The organism is Dyadobacter endophyticus (assembly GCF_014641595.1).
Taxonomy (GTDB): domain Bacteria; phylum Bacteroidota; class Bacteroidia; order Cytophagales; family Spirosomataceae; genus Dyadobacter; species Dyadobacter endophyticus.
Window position 1 is genome coordinate 2247292 of sequence record NZ_BMIA01000001.1, and the last position, 12929, is coordinate 2260220.

General features: G+C 52.4%; 14 protein-coding genes. 10 read left to right on the plus strand and 4 right to left on the minus strand.

The genetic code is table 11. From position 1 onward, the window contains the following. The first annotated feature begins 32 nt into the window (after positions 1-32). The 4 genes from IEY24_RS09270 to IEY24_RS09285 are packed head-to-tail and all read left to right on the plus strand — an operon-like array spanning position 33 to position 3086. Complete coding sequence (locus IEY24_RS09270; protein ID WP_188930906.1) at positions 33-806, plus strand: DUF1223 domain-containing protein; 774 nt, start codon at positions 33-35, stop codon at positions 804-806. Between the two features lie 8 nt (positions 807-814). Further along, on the plus strand, positions 815-1300 hold the full coding sequence (locus tag IEY24_RS09275; RefSeq protein ID WP_188930908.1) for a hypothetical protein: 486 nt from the start codon (positions 815-817) through the stop codon (positions 1298-1300). A gap of 18 nt (positions 1301-1318) precedes the next feature. Further along, positions 1319-2338, plus strand: a complete 1020-nt coding sequence (locus IEY24_RS09280; RefSeq protein WP_188930910.1) for a sensor histidine kinase — start codon at positions 1319-1321, stop codon at positions 2336-2338. Beyond that, a complete protein-coding gene (locus tag IEY24_RS09285; RefSeq protein WP_188930912.1) occupies positions 2319-3086 on the plus strand; it encodes a LytR/AlgR family response regulator transcription factor in 768 nt (255 codons plus the stop codon). The genes IEY24_RS09280 and IEY24_RS09285 overlap by 20 nt, the downstream gene beginning before the upstream one ends. 165 nt (positions 3087-3251) lie before the next feature. On the opposite strand, the gene IEY24_RS09290 is transcribed toward IEY24_RS09285, so the two are convergent. Further along, a complete protein-coding gene (locus IEY24_RS09290; protein WP_188930914.1) occupies positions 3252-3932 on the minus strand; it encodes a metal-dependent hydrolase in 681 nt (226 codons plus the stop codon). A 253-nt stretch (positions 3933-4185) separates the two neighbouring features. Here IEY24_RS09290 and IEY24_RS09295 point away from each other — a divergent pair, with 253 nt between their 5' ends. The 5 genes from IEY24_RS09295 to IEY24_RS09315 are packed head-to-tail and all read left to right on the plus strand — an operon-like array spanning position 4186 to position 9348. Further along, on the plus strand, positions 4186-4752 hold the full coding sequence (locus IEY24_RS09295) for a hypothetical protein (protein ID WP_188930916.1): 567 nt from the start codon (positions 4186-4188) through the stop codon (positions 4750-4752). A gap of 7 nt (positions 4753-4759) precedes the next feature. Then, positions 4760-5542 carry a hypothetical protein gene (locus tag IEY24_RS09300; protein WP_229221702.1) on the plus strand — a complete coding sequence of 261 codons (783 nt, stop codon included), beginning with the start codon at positions 4760-4762 and terminating at the stop codon, positions 5540-5542. After that, a complete protein-coding gene (locus IEY24_RS09305; protein WP_229221704.1) occupies positions 5535-8333 on the plus strand; it encodes a COG1470 family protein in 2799 nt (932 codons plus the stop codon). The genes IEY24_RS09300 and IEY24_RS09305 overlap by 8 nt, the downstream gene beginning before the upstream one ends. 8 nt (positions 8334-8341) lie before the next feature. Next, the gene (locus IEY24_RS09310; RefSeq protein ID WP_229221705.1) at positions 8342-8872 is read left to right on the plus strand and encodes a hypothetical protein; all 531 of its coding nucleotides are present in this window, start codon (positions 8342-8344) and stop codon (positions 8870-8872) included. Further along, positions 8872-9348 (plus strand): hypothetical protein, encoded by a 477-nt coding sequence (locus tag IEY24_RS09315; protein ID WP_188930920.1) that lies wholly within the window; start codon positions 8872-8874, stop codon positions 9346-9348. The genes IEY24_RS09310 and IEY24_RS09315 overlap by 1 nt, the downstream gene beginning before the upstream one ends. 38 nt (positions 9349-9386) lie before the next feature. Here IEY24_RS09315 and IEY24_RS09320 read toward each other — a convergent pair whose 3' ends face one another. From IEY24_RS09320 to IEY24_RS09330, 3 genes are all read right to left on the minus strand, one after another. Continuing rightward, a complete protein-coding gene (locus tag IEY24_RS09320; RefSeq protein WP_188930922.1) occupies positions 9387-10241 on the minus strand; it encodes an alpha/beta fold hydrolase in 855 nt (284 codons plus the stop codon). Further along, positions 10238-10780: a DinB family protein gene (locus IEY24_RS09325; RefSeq protein ID WP_188930924.1), complete on the minus strand. Its 543-nt coding sequence runs from the start codon at positions 10778-10780 to the stop codon at positions 10238-10240. Before IEY24_RS09325 ends, IEY24_RS09320 begins: the two co-directional genes overlap by 4 nt. A 62-nt stretch (positions 10781-10842) precedes the next feature. After that, positions 10843-11976 carry an alkene reductase gene (locus IEY24_RS09330; RefSeq protein WP_188930926.1) on the minus strand — a complete coding sequence of 378 codons (1134 nt, stop codon included), beginning with the start codon at positions 11974-11976 and terminating at the stop codon, positions 10843-10845. A gap of 87 nt (positions 11977-12063) precedes the next feature. Between IEY24_RS09330 and IEY24_RS09335 the strand changes: the two genes are divergently transcribed. Further along, positions 12064-12927 carry an AraC family transcriptional regulator gene (locus tag IEY24_RS09335; protein ID WP_188930928.1) on the plus strand — a complete coding sequence of 288 codons (864 nt, stop codon included), beginning with the start codon at positions 12064-12066 and terminating at the stop codon, positions 12925-12927. The last annotated feature ends 2 nt before the right edge of the window (positions 12928-12929 follow it).

Here is a 12929-nt window from a genome sequence, read left to right on the forward strand (position 1 = left end):
TCACTCATTCAAAACTCAATCATTCACTCATTATGAAAACCAAAATCATCAATTCGCTTTTTCTTTTATTCGGCATTTCCATTTCTGCTATGGCTTTTAACCCAAAAACCGATTCGGCAAATACAGAAAAAGCCGCAAACAGAGGCTTTGCGGTTATCGAACTCTTCACCTCGGAGGGCTGTTCGAGCTGCCCGCCAGCGGATAAGCTGCTGGCGAAAATCCAGGAGGAACATGCGGGCAAACCGGTTTACATTCTCGCCTTCCACGTAGACTACTGGAACCACCAGGGCTGGCGGGACGTGTTCAGCGAAAAAGACTTTACCAAACGCCAGTACCAATATGCAAGCTGGCTCAACCTCGAAACGGTTTACACGCCGCAGGTGGTCGTAAACGGCAGGCATGAACTGATCGGCTCGCAGGAAGAGACGCTGAGACGCGCATTGAATATAGAACTGAACTCCGGCGCTCCTGCGCAGTTGCATGCCGACGCGCAAATCGAGGCGGGGAAATTGAAACTGGCTTACCAGGCAACCAACGCGGGCCGCGGTACCGTTTTACAAGTCGCATTGGTACAAAAAGTAGCGCATACGATGGTGAAACGCGGCGAGAATGCGGGCCGGTTGCTGCCGCACGTGCAGATCGTCCGCCGCATTCAAAGCTTCCCGGCAGTAGACAGCGGCCATGTGGCGTTGAATCTGCCGGAAGGTTTTAACCCGACCGAATGGGAAGTGATTACTTTCCTGCAAAACACCCAGACTGGTACCATTACCGCCGCCATTCGGCCCGATTTCAAACAAAATAGCTAAGGATCGCCATGAAAAGCATCATTTTAATCATCATCTCCGCCACACTCGTATTGGCCGCTTGCCAGGACTCGCGCAAGCTCACGCCTGCACCCGAGACGATCTTCGACGATCAGGGCCTGCACGTCATCACCTCCTTCCACAACGCCCGTACGCATACGATTTCGGTACTTTACGGGAACGACGACGCCCTCGCACATGCACGTGAGGAGCGCGCAGCGCACACATCCGGCGAAGCGACGCCCGGCGAAGCGACGCCGGGCGTAGTTTTCAAGCTCGTAACCTGGGATTTGAAACAAAATCCGCTGTGGTTTGGGAGTAATATCAATGGCGGACTACGGTCGGTGGAGACGGTAACCGTTTCCACCGGCGGCTCTGGCCCTGCGATCGATTATGCGATCCGCCACTCCCGTCAAAAGCGTGACGAAAATGCCGCTACAAGCAAAGCAGAGCGGATTAGTTTTATATTTGCCCAACAGGCATCTGTTTTTCCGTAAACCTGTTCAAGAACAATCATGGTACAAAAGAGATTCAGGGTTTCGGCGGTGATCGTCTGGCTTAGTTCCCTGTCACTGGGTGTGCTCACCACCGTCCCCAAAATAGCCGAGAAGCATCCCAATGGTTTCGAGGCGATTACCAGCGCCTTGATCACCACGTCGTTTACCTTGTTTGTGTGGTATTTCAATATCTATTCGCTGCCGAAATTCACCAAGGAGCATTCAGCGACGGGCTTTTCCTACTCCCTGCTGTTCCGGAGCATCGCCATTGGCATCGTGCTCATGTTCCTGATGGTAGGCGCGCAAAAGCTGGCGATCCCGTCGGTGGATTTCGGACCGGTGGTGCTGATGTTCGAGGTGCGCGGGATCATGATCAACCTGATCTTCTATATGTTGCTGCATCTGCTCTACCAGACACACCGCAACCAGCAGGTGATCCTCGAACTCGAACGCAGCAAGGCCGACAACCTCGGCGCGCAATATGAGTTGCTGAAACAGCAGGTCAACCCACATTTCCTCTTCAACAGCCTCAGTACCCTGAAATCGATGGTGGAGCTGGAAGACAAGAACAGCGTCGACTTCATATTAAAACTCTCTGATTTTTACCGGTTTTCACTCGAAAACAGAAAGCTCGACCTGATCTCACTTTCGGAGGAGATTGAAATACTCGACGCTTATATGTATTTGCTGAAAGCACGGTTCGAAGAGGGTATCGAGCTGGAATACCGGATCCCGGAGGACATTTACCGGACTTTCATACCGCCGTTCACCCTGCAACTGCTGGTCGAGAATTGCATTAAACACAACGTCGTTTCGCTTGATTATCCCTTGCACATTACCATATACGAAAAGAACGGCCTGCTGGTCGTCGAAAACCCTTTGCGCCTGAAAAAGAACCCCGAGCATTCGACGGAAGTGGGGCTCGACAATATCAACCGCCGGTATTTCCACCTGCTGAACCAAAAAGTACAAATCGAAAACGACCAGGAATATTTCAGGGTCAAACTGCCGCTCATTCATGAAAATCGTAATCGTTGAAGACGAAATCAAAACGGCCCGCTCGCTGGCGCAGCTGATCACCACGCTCCGCCCCGAAGCCGACATTGTGGCCACGATCCAGAGCGTGGAACGGGCCGTTTCCTACCTCACGGAAATGCCCCAGCCCGACCTGATTTTCATGGATATCCAGCTGTCCGACGGCCTGTGTTTCGAGATTTTCGAATCGGTGAGAGTGGTACCACCGGTGATATTCTGCACGGCTTACGACCATTATGCCATCGAGGCGTTCAAGGCCAATGGCATTGATTATCTGCTCAAACCATTCAAAAAAGAGCATATTGAAGGTGCGCTCGATAAACTTAGCCAGTTGAAAACCTATTTTTCCAGTGAAAAACCACTGGTACCTGAGCTTGAAATGCTTTTAAAAAAACTCGCCGAACCCGAAGGCAAAAAGAGCTTTCTGGTTTTCAGGCAAAACAAATACATTACCATTAAAACCGAGACGATCGCATTCTTCTACATTCATAATGAAACAACCTGGCTGCGCACATTTGATAATCAGGATTATACCATTACCCAGCCTCTGGAAGACGTGCAGGGGATGGTTTCCTCTTCACAGTTTTACAGGCTGAACCGCCAGTACCTCGTCAATTTCGATGCGGTGAAGGAAGTGGAGCATTATTTTTCGAGGAAGCTTTTTATCAAACTCACGACCCCGACACCGGAAAAACTGCTGATTGGCAAGGAAAAAGTAAGCCATTTTTTGGGCTGGCTCGAAAACCGTTGAGCTTTATATAAAAAATCCATTGAACATAAATATGGACAATGGATCTTTAACTACATAACTCAATAGCAATAACCGCACTAGGTGCATTTGTTATTGTGTTCGAAATATATCGTTAAGAAGAAGGCGGTGTAATTAAAAATGAATTAAAAATGCCCCCTTCCTCTGCTAAATCGTAATCGACTCCCCTATTTCGGGCAAATGCAGCGTCAGGCCCGCGTCGCGGAACGCCTCTATTGCCGCCGCTTTGTCGACCTTAATAAAGCCGAAAGTGTCGTAATGCACGCCCAGTACATGCGTCACCCCCAGCAGTTTGGCCGCCTCGATGGCATCCTCGATCCCCATCGTAAGCACATCGCCGATCGGTAATGCCGCGAAGTCCAGCTTCACCCATTTCGGGACGAGCGTCATATCGAGCGTGAGCGCGGTATCGCCGCTGTAATAGAAATTGCCGTCTTCGGTTTTGAATGCAAACCCCTCCGCTACACCGGCGTAGCTGCCATCCTGGAAACTGCTCGAATGCACGGCAGCGGTACCTTTCGCGATCCCGAAGTCGAAGCTCCACTTACCGCCCGGGTTGAGCGGATGCACGTTTTTAACACCCTGCGCGCCGAAATGCGTGTAAAGTTCCCAGCTGCCCACCACCATTGCATCGTTGTTGTTGGCGATACGCACCACGTCATGTGAGTGATCGAAATGCCCGTGGGACACAAAAATATAATCCACTTTAATATCGTCCGGGTTGATGCCGCTGGCAAGTTCGTTACCCGAAATGAACGGATCGAACAGGATCGTTTTGCCTCCCGCAACTACGGAGAAACACGAATGGCCGTAATAGGTAATTTTCATTGTTTTAGTTTTTGGTGTAATAATACTGCCCGGCCGGGAGCTGTCAAAATGATAACGGCATAAAAGTCGGTGTTGCTCACGTCAGTGCTTAATCGTCCACCATTGCCATTTTAAACTCATGTAACCGAAAGTACTATAACCCTATACTTTGTAGGCAAAATATTTCCCGATACTGTTGGATATACATAAAAGTACTTCTACATTTATACGCTTTCCTTAAAGCAACAAAATTCACTTTATTCCCTCTTTAATTATGAAAAATTACTTTACCCTCGTCCCCTTTACCCTTGTTGTGGCGCTGGCCGGCTTATCAAACCGTGCCCTAGCACAGGACACCCAAACCGACAATCACCAGATTTCCGTGGTTGTACCCACCGTGGCATTACTTGACCTTGAAACTTCCGCAACCAGAAACTTTACAGCCAGTTTTACCAAACCTGCCAACGATGAAGCGGGTGATAAAATAGTAGCTCCCGCTGCAAACTCGACGATTTGGCTAAACTACACATCGATCCAGACGGGAACCACGACCAAGAAAGTGAATGTGAAAGCTACGCCGCTGGTCGATGGCATAGACATCCACCTGGTGGCAGCCACTGCGGTGGGTGGTGCCGGTACAAAAGGTACGCCAACGGCCGGCTTTAATCTGCTGACAACCGATCAGGCGCTCATTTCCGACATCGGAAGCGCGTACACGGCTTCGGGCCCCACGAGCGGGCACCAGCTCACCTATACTTTCATTGCCGACGATGCCAATTATGCAAACCTGCGGTCGGGATCCACGACGGTTACCGTGACTTACACGCTCGCGGACAACTGAGATTCCGATGAAATGGATTGCCTTACTCAGCATGATGCTACTGATGCCCCGATATTTGCGGGCATCGGTAGTGGTCTTGAACGGATTGACGCACAACCACAGCATTCCGACAGCCTCGACGAAGGTCCAGGGGACGATCAAGGTCAAAAATGATGGAGGAAAAGACTCCCGTATATTGGTATACCGTCAGGACCTCGTTTCAGAGTGCGATCAGCAGGCGGCTTACCCGGAAGTGGGCAGCCACAGCAGGTCGCTCGGGTTGGGCCTGAAAACGAATATCGATGAACGGGTGATCGCCACCAGCGAAGAATACGACGTGCGGTACACGATCGAAGCCGATCCGAACCGCCAGCCGGGTACCTATTGGGAGGTGATCATGGTGGAAGTTGCCGATCCCGTGCGCGAGGAATCGCACCGGGGCATTCAGATCAATTCGAAAGTACGTTACGCCATTCAGGTGATCGTGGATATCGGGCCGGCGGAAGGGCCTCCTTTGTCCTACGAGAAGGTTACCTACGAAAAGGTTGCCGCCGAACAGTCTGTCCTGAAAGTCGTTTTGAAGAACAACGGCGCCTATGGCGCGCGTACGAATGTGATTCTCGAAGTGTACGACAGCAACGGTAACAAGCTCAAAACCACGCAGCCAAATACCCGCATGCTTTATCCGGGCAGTTGCAGTACGTTTGAAATACCCGTTACCGATGTGCCGAAAGGCAAATACGATTGCGTGATCATCGCCGACACAAAAAAAGACCTGTTCGGCTCGAACATTTCTTTACAGGTTGAATAACCCTCCTCTCCCATTGTACCGGCTTATCGCCATATTGCTTTTGTTGACAGGACTGAACGGTTACGGGCAATCACCCATAACCGTGAGCCTGGCAAATGTACCGAGCCCCGCTGGGTGGGGCCCCGCTGGGTCGGGCCCCGCCGGGTCGGGCACGGTTGTTCCCGGCGGACATTTCACACTGTTTTTTGACGTAAAGTCCTCCTCATCCCTCCCAGATTCGCTGCGGGAAGAGATTCAGCTGCCTGAAAAATGGCGGCTGCTTTCCCAGCGACGGCCCGCAAGAACGCCCGGCGACCAGAGCCTGCGCTACTTTTACGTAATAGGCACGCCAGCCGCCTGCGCCTCGGGCGATTACCAGGTTAAATTCCACGTGCACACTGCCGTCGTGAGCGCCGTGCAAACGGACGGACGCGAGGCCAGCGTGCAAGTGCCAATCACCATCACGCCGATTCGCAGCATTGAACTGTTTGTGGTCACACAGCCCGAGTTTATCCGCGAAGGCGACACGCTCCGGCTGACCTACCTGATCCGCAATTCCGGCAACAATCCGGAGAAGTTTCTTGTGAAGTCCGACCAAGGCAAGGTCGATCACATTGCCGACAGCCTAACCCTCGAACCGGGGGCCGGCACCAACGTAACCGTATCGCAAGTCATTCCGGTCACCGACAACAATGCGTGGCAAGCCGCTTCGAACCTCTCGATTATGATGACAGGCGGCGCGGAGCCCGTGTATTCCGTTACTAGCATACCTGTTTTTTCCTCCAAAGTCAGGAAAATCGACCCCTATTTCCGCTTTCCGGTGGAAGTGGGCGGTACATATCTCTCCTACCGCTATGGCGGCAGGCAGTTCACGGCCTATCAATACCTGGCCACCGGCAAAGGTTTCATCGATCAGAAAGAGCGCCATTACATCGACTTCACCGTTCGCGGGCCGAACCAGTTCGTGTTCCCAGCGATAGGCACGTACGATCAATACTCGCTCGATTATGCCTGGCGCAAACGCCTGTTCGTTTCGGCGGGCGATTATGTTTTGCAGCTCAACAACCTGATGGAATTCGGCCGTTTCGGGCGCGGGCTGCGCGTGGAGCAGCAGTTTAAAAAAGTGGCCTACACCTTATTTTACCAGAAAGCCCGGTTTTTTATGAACCAGAAGGATGCTATCGGGGGCAGGTTTTTGTTTAAAATCAAAGAGTCTGCCAATGTAGGGGTCCATTATGCATCTAAAAATGTGCTTTTTCACCACCAGCAATTCTGGTCGCATATGACGGGCCTTGCCGCGAGCGTCCACACCAGGGAATTCAATTTCGAAAGCGAACTGAGTGCCGGCCAGGCTATCGGCAAAACCGATTACGGTGCATTTCTCCGGCTTCAATTGGCCAAAAAATGGATCAGTATCACGAGCAATCTCATTTACGCAGGAAAGCACTTTTATGGTTTTTACAACAACAGTCGCCTGTTCAACAACAATATCGGCTTCAATATCACCCGCAAACTGACGATCGGCGCAAGCAACAACTTTTCCGACGTGAACCCGAGCCTGGACGCCAACCTGTACAGCGTGTCGCCGAAAGACCGCAGCTACATGGGTTACATTTCCTACCAGCCCGACCAGCGAAACCGCTTTTATCTCTTCTATTCCAAAGCGGAACGCAAGGACCGGCAGCAGCCCGCGGCATTTCACTACTCCGAAAATTTCAGTAATTTTTCCTATAACCTTGCCTCCCAAAAGTTTACCCTCTTTTATCAGGGCAGATATGGTTATTCCAAAAATCACCTCGTACCCGATAATAATGGACGAAACGAGTCGTTTTCGAACCTCATACAACCGGCGGTCCGGCTCTTTCCGTGGATTTGGGTCGGCGGGTATTTCGAGCACCAGCGTACGAGCAAGTTTTCGGCAACCGGCGCGGTCGAAAATTTGCTTTTCTATGGAGGCAATGCGAGGGTCAATATCAAAAGGAACCTGTACGCGAGCTTCCTCTACCGCAATAATTACGCGCCCGACGAGCTCTACGTGCGAAGAAGTTTTCTGGACGCCTCGATTACCCTGGACCTGAAAAGGCACGTTTTCGCACTCTCCGGCGGCCATTCCTATATTCCCAACGCCGCCAATACCGACCAGAACACGCTCTTTTTCAATATCAGGTACGCATTGCGGCTGAATGTGCCGCTGGGACGGAAAAAGAACATCGGCACGGTGAGAGGGAAACTTACCGGTTTGGGCTATCGCAAGCAGGGTAATCTTATCCAGCTCGGCAGCCATAAGTTTATGACCGACAGCACGGGCATGTTCTCCTTCGTCGGTGTAGCGCCCGATCGCTATTACCTCAGCATCATCCAAAACGAATCGGGCAGCGAGGGTGTAGTACCGGTGGTGCGGATGCCCATGTTGGTAGATGTGCGCCCCGACAGCCTTAGTATGGTAGAAATTCCGCTGACGCGCACAGGAAGCATTGTCGGCAGGATCGAATTTTTAAAGGCAAAACAGAATGGCCTGTCGGCCGTCCTGACCGAAAAGCCGCCGGTGCTGATCAAACTGAATGGCGAAAATGGTAGCTACCTCACCGAGCTAAACGATAAAGGTGAATTTTCGTTCCGCGAGATACGGCCCGGGAACTGGGAAATATCGGTATTCATCCCTGGAAGCCAGGACCGGTTCGTGGTCGAAGAAAGCAACCGCCAGCTGACGGTAGAAACCGACAAAACGCTCGATCTGACATTCAGGATCAGGCCGAACGAGAAGCGGATCCATTTTTCGGAAAGAAATTTTGAAGTATCTGTCAAAAAATGAGGTATGTAATGCTCCTTTACTGTCTTTTGTCCGGCCTCGCCTCATCCGCGCAGACGGTGACCGTGGACGTGAGCCTTGCTATGCCGTCGGTGGCCCTGGTGGACATTTTGCCCACGGGCTCCAACAGCGTTACCCTGCAAATGACCGCACCGACAGAAGCAGGTAATACGGTCGGAACGGGCACTTCAAACAATGCCAACTGGCTCATATTCACTTCGGCGGTTGCTACCGGGGGATCACGGAGCATTAAGGGCGATGTGATAGGCACCCTGCCCGCAGGCATCCGGCTGCGCCTGGATGTATCGGCGTACGTCGGCACCGGGCTGGGCTTTACGGGTGGTAACAGCTACGTCACGGCCAACAAATACCTGACCAACACGCCAATCAGTTTTATAGATAATATTAAAGGCGCCTACACCGGCATTACCTATGGCAGCAGCGGCTTCCAACTTACTTATTCGCTTGAAATACAGACTTATGCCAATATCCGCAGCGGCACATCGAATGTGACGGTGCGTTATACCATGGCCGACAACTGATGAGATACCTGATCGCTTTTTATATCGCCTGCCTGAGCACCTTCGCCGTTTCCGCCCAAACGATATCGATTAACAGCGGAACAACGTGGTCTATCCCCTCGCTGTCGTCGACGATCACAAAAGCCGGTAAAAATTACGAGCATATCGAAACCAGCAGCGCTTCTCAAACCCTACTGAAAGTGAATGCGTTAATTGGCTGGTCCATCACCGCACACCTCAGCACGACTTCCAACTGGGACTCCTCGCTGAAACTTTACGTGCAGCGAACCGGCAATGGTACGGGCATTGCCATCCTTAGCGGCGGCACCACGTACATCCAGCTCACCAGCACGCCGCAAGCATTCTTCAGCGGCTTGCTGAACCTGCTCGCCCACCGCGACAATATCCCTATTCAGTACAAAATCGAAGGGTTGTCGGTTATGCTGCCGGTGAAGACGTATACGACGACGGTGACTTATACGATTTCGGGGCTGTGAAGCCCTTCGGGCCGACCATGGACGATGGTCGGTCATTGCTATTCAAACATCTTCTCCTCCCGTATCGCGCGAAACGGCTTCGCAAAAAATTCCATCGTCACCCGGTTAAACTCTGCCGCGTAATGCACCAGCGTAGAATGCCCTGAATTCGGTAAAATCCACAAATACGACTTTGGAATAGCCCGGGCGATCTGAACTGTATGTTCGGGGATAATCACATCATGGTCGCCGCCGATGATGAGCGAAGGGCAATGTATTTTATGCAGTTGTTCGAGCGTGATATTCGGCTGGACGGCCATCAGATGCATGAGCTTCTTCTGGTTGCGTTTCACGGGATCGGATGTTTGAATGGCGAGGTCGGCGTCCCATTCCAGGATTTTTTTGTACACCCACGGATCCAAGGCCGTGGAATCGGGCCAAAGGTTTGCGCCCGTGGCGGCCAGTTTGCGTACTTTCCCGGGGTGTCGCAGGGCAAGCAGCAATGCATTGATACCGCCGTCGCTCCACCCTACCACATTACAGGAATCAACTTTGAGGTGTTCCAACAATGCGTGGATGTCGTCGGCCATCATTTCGTAGGATAGCGAGTCGCCTGCATCTTTAGATTTCCCATGTGCCCGGCTATCGACCAGAATCACTTTGTTGGATTTCGCGAATGCAAGGAGCTGGTGCTTGAAATCGTGCATAGAGCCGCCGTTACCATGAATAAACAGCACCGGCGCACCGGCGCCATACATTTCATAATACAGCTTCACGCCCCGCAATTCGGCAAAATGGCCCGCTTTGGGATTGCGGCCCAGCAGCGCGGTATCCGGCTTTACCTGGGCTGACGCTTGTACAAATGCCTGTGCCCACGCCAGACAGCAAAACACGATCGCGAGTTTCAGTTTCATTTCAGATTGGTTTGTGGCTCGTACTTTCCAAATGTACGTTCCAAAAACGACTCTATCCTCGCTTTTTGCCGCAAATGATGCCTGAAATGCATTTCCGAAAACTGAAACCATTCCTCCGCGCACAGGTAATGCAGCCCGGGATGTTTCGCTTTCCCATGAAACAAACTCCGGCCGATCAAAAGGTCCGTTTCGGCGACAAGCGTTTTCAAACGGACAAGCCTGTCGACCAAGAATTGCTTGCTGCCCGGCTGGCGGACAAACGCATTGGAAGGAGGACCTTCGAGAATCGCATCGGGAAATGCATTGTTGCGCAGCATGGCTTTCGCCTCGGAAGTGCAATCCTCCATGGCATGATCGTTCGACGCGAGGCAAATCCTGATCTGGCTAAAATAAAAATCCGTCTCTTCCAGGATGTGCATATACACTTGCCCCAACGACCACGCACCCGGCCCCGGCTGGGCCAGAAGCCTGGCAATGTCGTAAGCTTCCAGCGATTGAAGCCAGATATTAATGGTGTGGTGGTAATCCTTGACCCTCATTGTTTAAGATGTGCTGATGAACTTACAAACTTAACCGGATCATGTGTGAAAATGCGCGGGGTTTAACGACAATCAGCGGTGGCATTTGCGACAAAAATAGGGCTATGTACAGGATCGACGGAAGGGTAGTCGATGTAGCCTTCGTCACCGCCCTGGTAATAGGTCGCCGGATCCCCCACTGCAAGGGGAATATTTAACCTGAAACGTTCGGTGAGGTCAGGATTGGCAATGTAAGGTTTTCCAAATGCGATGAGATCGGCCAGCCCGGCTTGCAACGCAGCCTCAGCCGTCTCTGCCGAATAGCCTCCTGCAAGGATTACCAGCCCACTGTAACGCCGACGCAGCTCGCGGATGAATGCTTCCGGGATTTTGCCGTGCCCAACCGGCCCCTGATCGGACAAATGAATGTACAGAATCCCCATTTGCTGCAATGCATCCACAATGTAGCGCTGCGTTTCAGCTTCCTCCGCGTAGTCGGGCAGGTCGTTGAGCTTTACAAATGGCGAAAGGCGTATCCCCGTGCGCTCTTTCCCGATCGCCGCCGCGGTACCTTCCACGATTTCGAGCAGGAAACGGCTGCGGGCGGCAATACTTCCCCCGTACGCATCTGTGCGCCGGTTGGTATGCGGGTGCAGGAACTGTTCGGGCAGAAAACCGTGTGCACCATGTATTTCCACGCCATCGAAACCTGCCTCGATGGCATTGATAGCCCCTTGGATATGCTCGCCGATGAGCCTGCGCACGTCGGCGGCGGTAGCTTCAACGGGCTCGCTGTTTGGCAAATGGATTTCCCCCGGCGTGCGGATTAGTCCTTCTGCGCTGACCGCGGCCGGCGCGATCAGCGGCATTTGTCCTTCATTATTGAGGTAATGCCCGATGCGGCCCGCATGCACCAGCTGCATAAAAATCCGTCCGCCGAGGGCATGCACCTCCGCGGTAACGCGCTTCCAGCTGTCGACCTGCTCCTGGTTGTAAATTCCGGGGGTACCCATATAGCCGATGCCATTAGGGGCGACGGCCGTATTGTCCGTAATAATCAGCCCCGCGCCCGCCCGCTGCCTGAAATATATCGGCGCTGATTCACCGGGAATGCCATTCAATGCCCTCCGGCGGTTCATTGGCGCCATTACGACGCGGTTTGGTAATTCAAGCGTGCCTGTTGTGACTGGTGTCAATAGTTTTTTCTCCGTATTCATAAATTGCTTTTTTTGAATACAAAACTATCCGGACCACCGGCGGCCGGCCAGTGACATTGCGTGGTTTTTTCGGTATTTTTACAGGTTATGAAACAAAAAACACTGCACCAACCCTTTGAAGTTTACGTAGCCGATATGGATTGCTGGAACGAGCGGCCATTGATCTACCACTTCTTCGAAATAGTCTGGATCATGAACGGCACCGGTACCCGCGAGACCAACCGGAACCGCTTTCCCTACCGCCCCGGCAGCCTATTTCTATTCACCCCGCTGGATTGCCGAGGGTTCGATGTCGGCACGCACACCCGGTTCTGCTCCATCCGGTTCTCGGAAGTGTTTTTATCCGAATACAAAACCGAGCAGGACAAAGAACGGGTAACGGCGTGGCTGAAACAGCTTGAAACGATTTTCGCACACCATAACCGGTTCGAAGAGCTCCTGATCCGCAACGAGGGCGATTGCAAAATGATCTCCTCCCTGATCGCACATCTGATCACTGAATACAACCAGCGGCAGGCAGGTCACGAGGAAAACTTGCGGCACCTGGTCACGCTGATCCTCAATGTGATCACGCGCAACGTGCACGACGGCCGTGCTACCGACAGTCCCGGTTCAAAGGAGGCACTGATTAACCGGGTACTGCTGCATATCCAAAGGCATATCGCGAACCCGGACAAATTGCGCGTCGAATACCTGGCGGAGCAATTCAGCCTTTCACCCAATTATGTAGGCGAATATTTCAGGAAATACACAGGAGAAAGCCTGCAAAGCTACATCGCATCCTCGCGCATCAAGCTCGTAGCACAGCGGCTCACGCAAAGCAGCCTGACGATCGGTGAAATAGCCGCCGAGCTGGGCTATACCGACGAAAGCCATCTCAGTCGCCAGTTCCGTAAGCATCACGGCACGAGCCCGACTGCCTTTCGAAAAGGGCTCGTTATCGCCGCCTGATG

What these genes read in the sequence shown, in the direction of transcription:
- IEY24_RS09270 (WP_188930906.1), top strand. Translation starts at nt 33, where the DNA reads ATGAAAACCAAAATCATCAATTCGCTTTTTCTTTTATTCGGCATTTCC.
- IEY24_RS09275 (WP_188930908.1), top strand. Translation starts at nt 815, where the DNA reads ATGAAAAGCATCATTTTAATCATCATCTCCGCCACACTCGTATTGGCC.
- IEY24_RS09280 (WP_188930910.1), top strand. Translation starts at nt 1,319, where the DNA reads ATGGTACAAAAGAGATTCAGGGTTTCGGCGGTGATCGTCTGGCTTAGT.
- IEY24_RS09285 (WP_188930912.1), top strand. Translation starts at nt 2,319, where the DNA reads ATGAAAATCGTAATCGTTGAAGACGAAATCAAAACGGCCCGCTCGCTG.
- IEY24_RS09290 (WP_188930914.1), bottom strand. Translation starts at nt 3,932, where the DNA reads ATGAAAATTACCTATTACGGCCATTCGTGTTTCTCCGTAGTTGCGGGA.
- IEY24_RS09295 (WP_188930916.1), top strand. Translation starts at nt 4,186, where the DNA reads ATGAAAAATTACTTTACCCTCGTCCCCTTTACCCTTGTTGTGGCGCTG.
- IEY24_RS09300 (WP_229221702.1), top strand. Translation starts at nt 4,760, where the DNA reads ATGAAATGGATTGCCTTACTCAGCATGATGCTACTGATGCCCCGATAT.
- IEY24_RS09310 (WP_229221705.1), top strand. Translation starts at nt 8,342, where the DNA reads ATGCTCCTTTACTGTCTTTTGTCCGGCCTCGCCTCATCCGCGCAGACG.
- IEY24_RS09315 (WP_188930920.1), top strand. Translation starts at nt 8,872, where the DNA reads ATGAGATACCTGATCGCTTTTTATATCGCCTGCCTGAGCACCTTCGCC.
- IEY24_RS09320 (WP_188930922.1), bottom strand. Translation starts at nt 10,241, where the DNA reads ATGAAACTGAAACTCGCGATCGTGTTTTGCTGTCTGGCGTGGGCACAG.
- IEY24_RS09325 (WP_188930924.1), bottom strand. Translation starts at nt 10,780, where the DNA reads ATGAGGGTCAAGGATTACCACCACACCATTAATATCTGGCTTCAATCG.
- IEY24_RS09330 (WP_188930926.1), bottom strand. Translation starts at nt 11,976, where the DNA reads ATGAATACGGAGAAAAAACTATTGACACCAGTCACAACAGGCACGCTT.
- IEY24_RS09335 (WP_188930928.1), top strand. Translation starts at nt 12,064, where the DNA reads ATGAAACAAAAAACACTGCACCAACCCTTTGAAGTTTACGTAGCCGAT.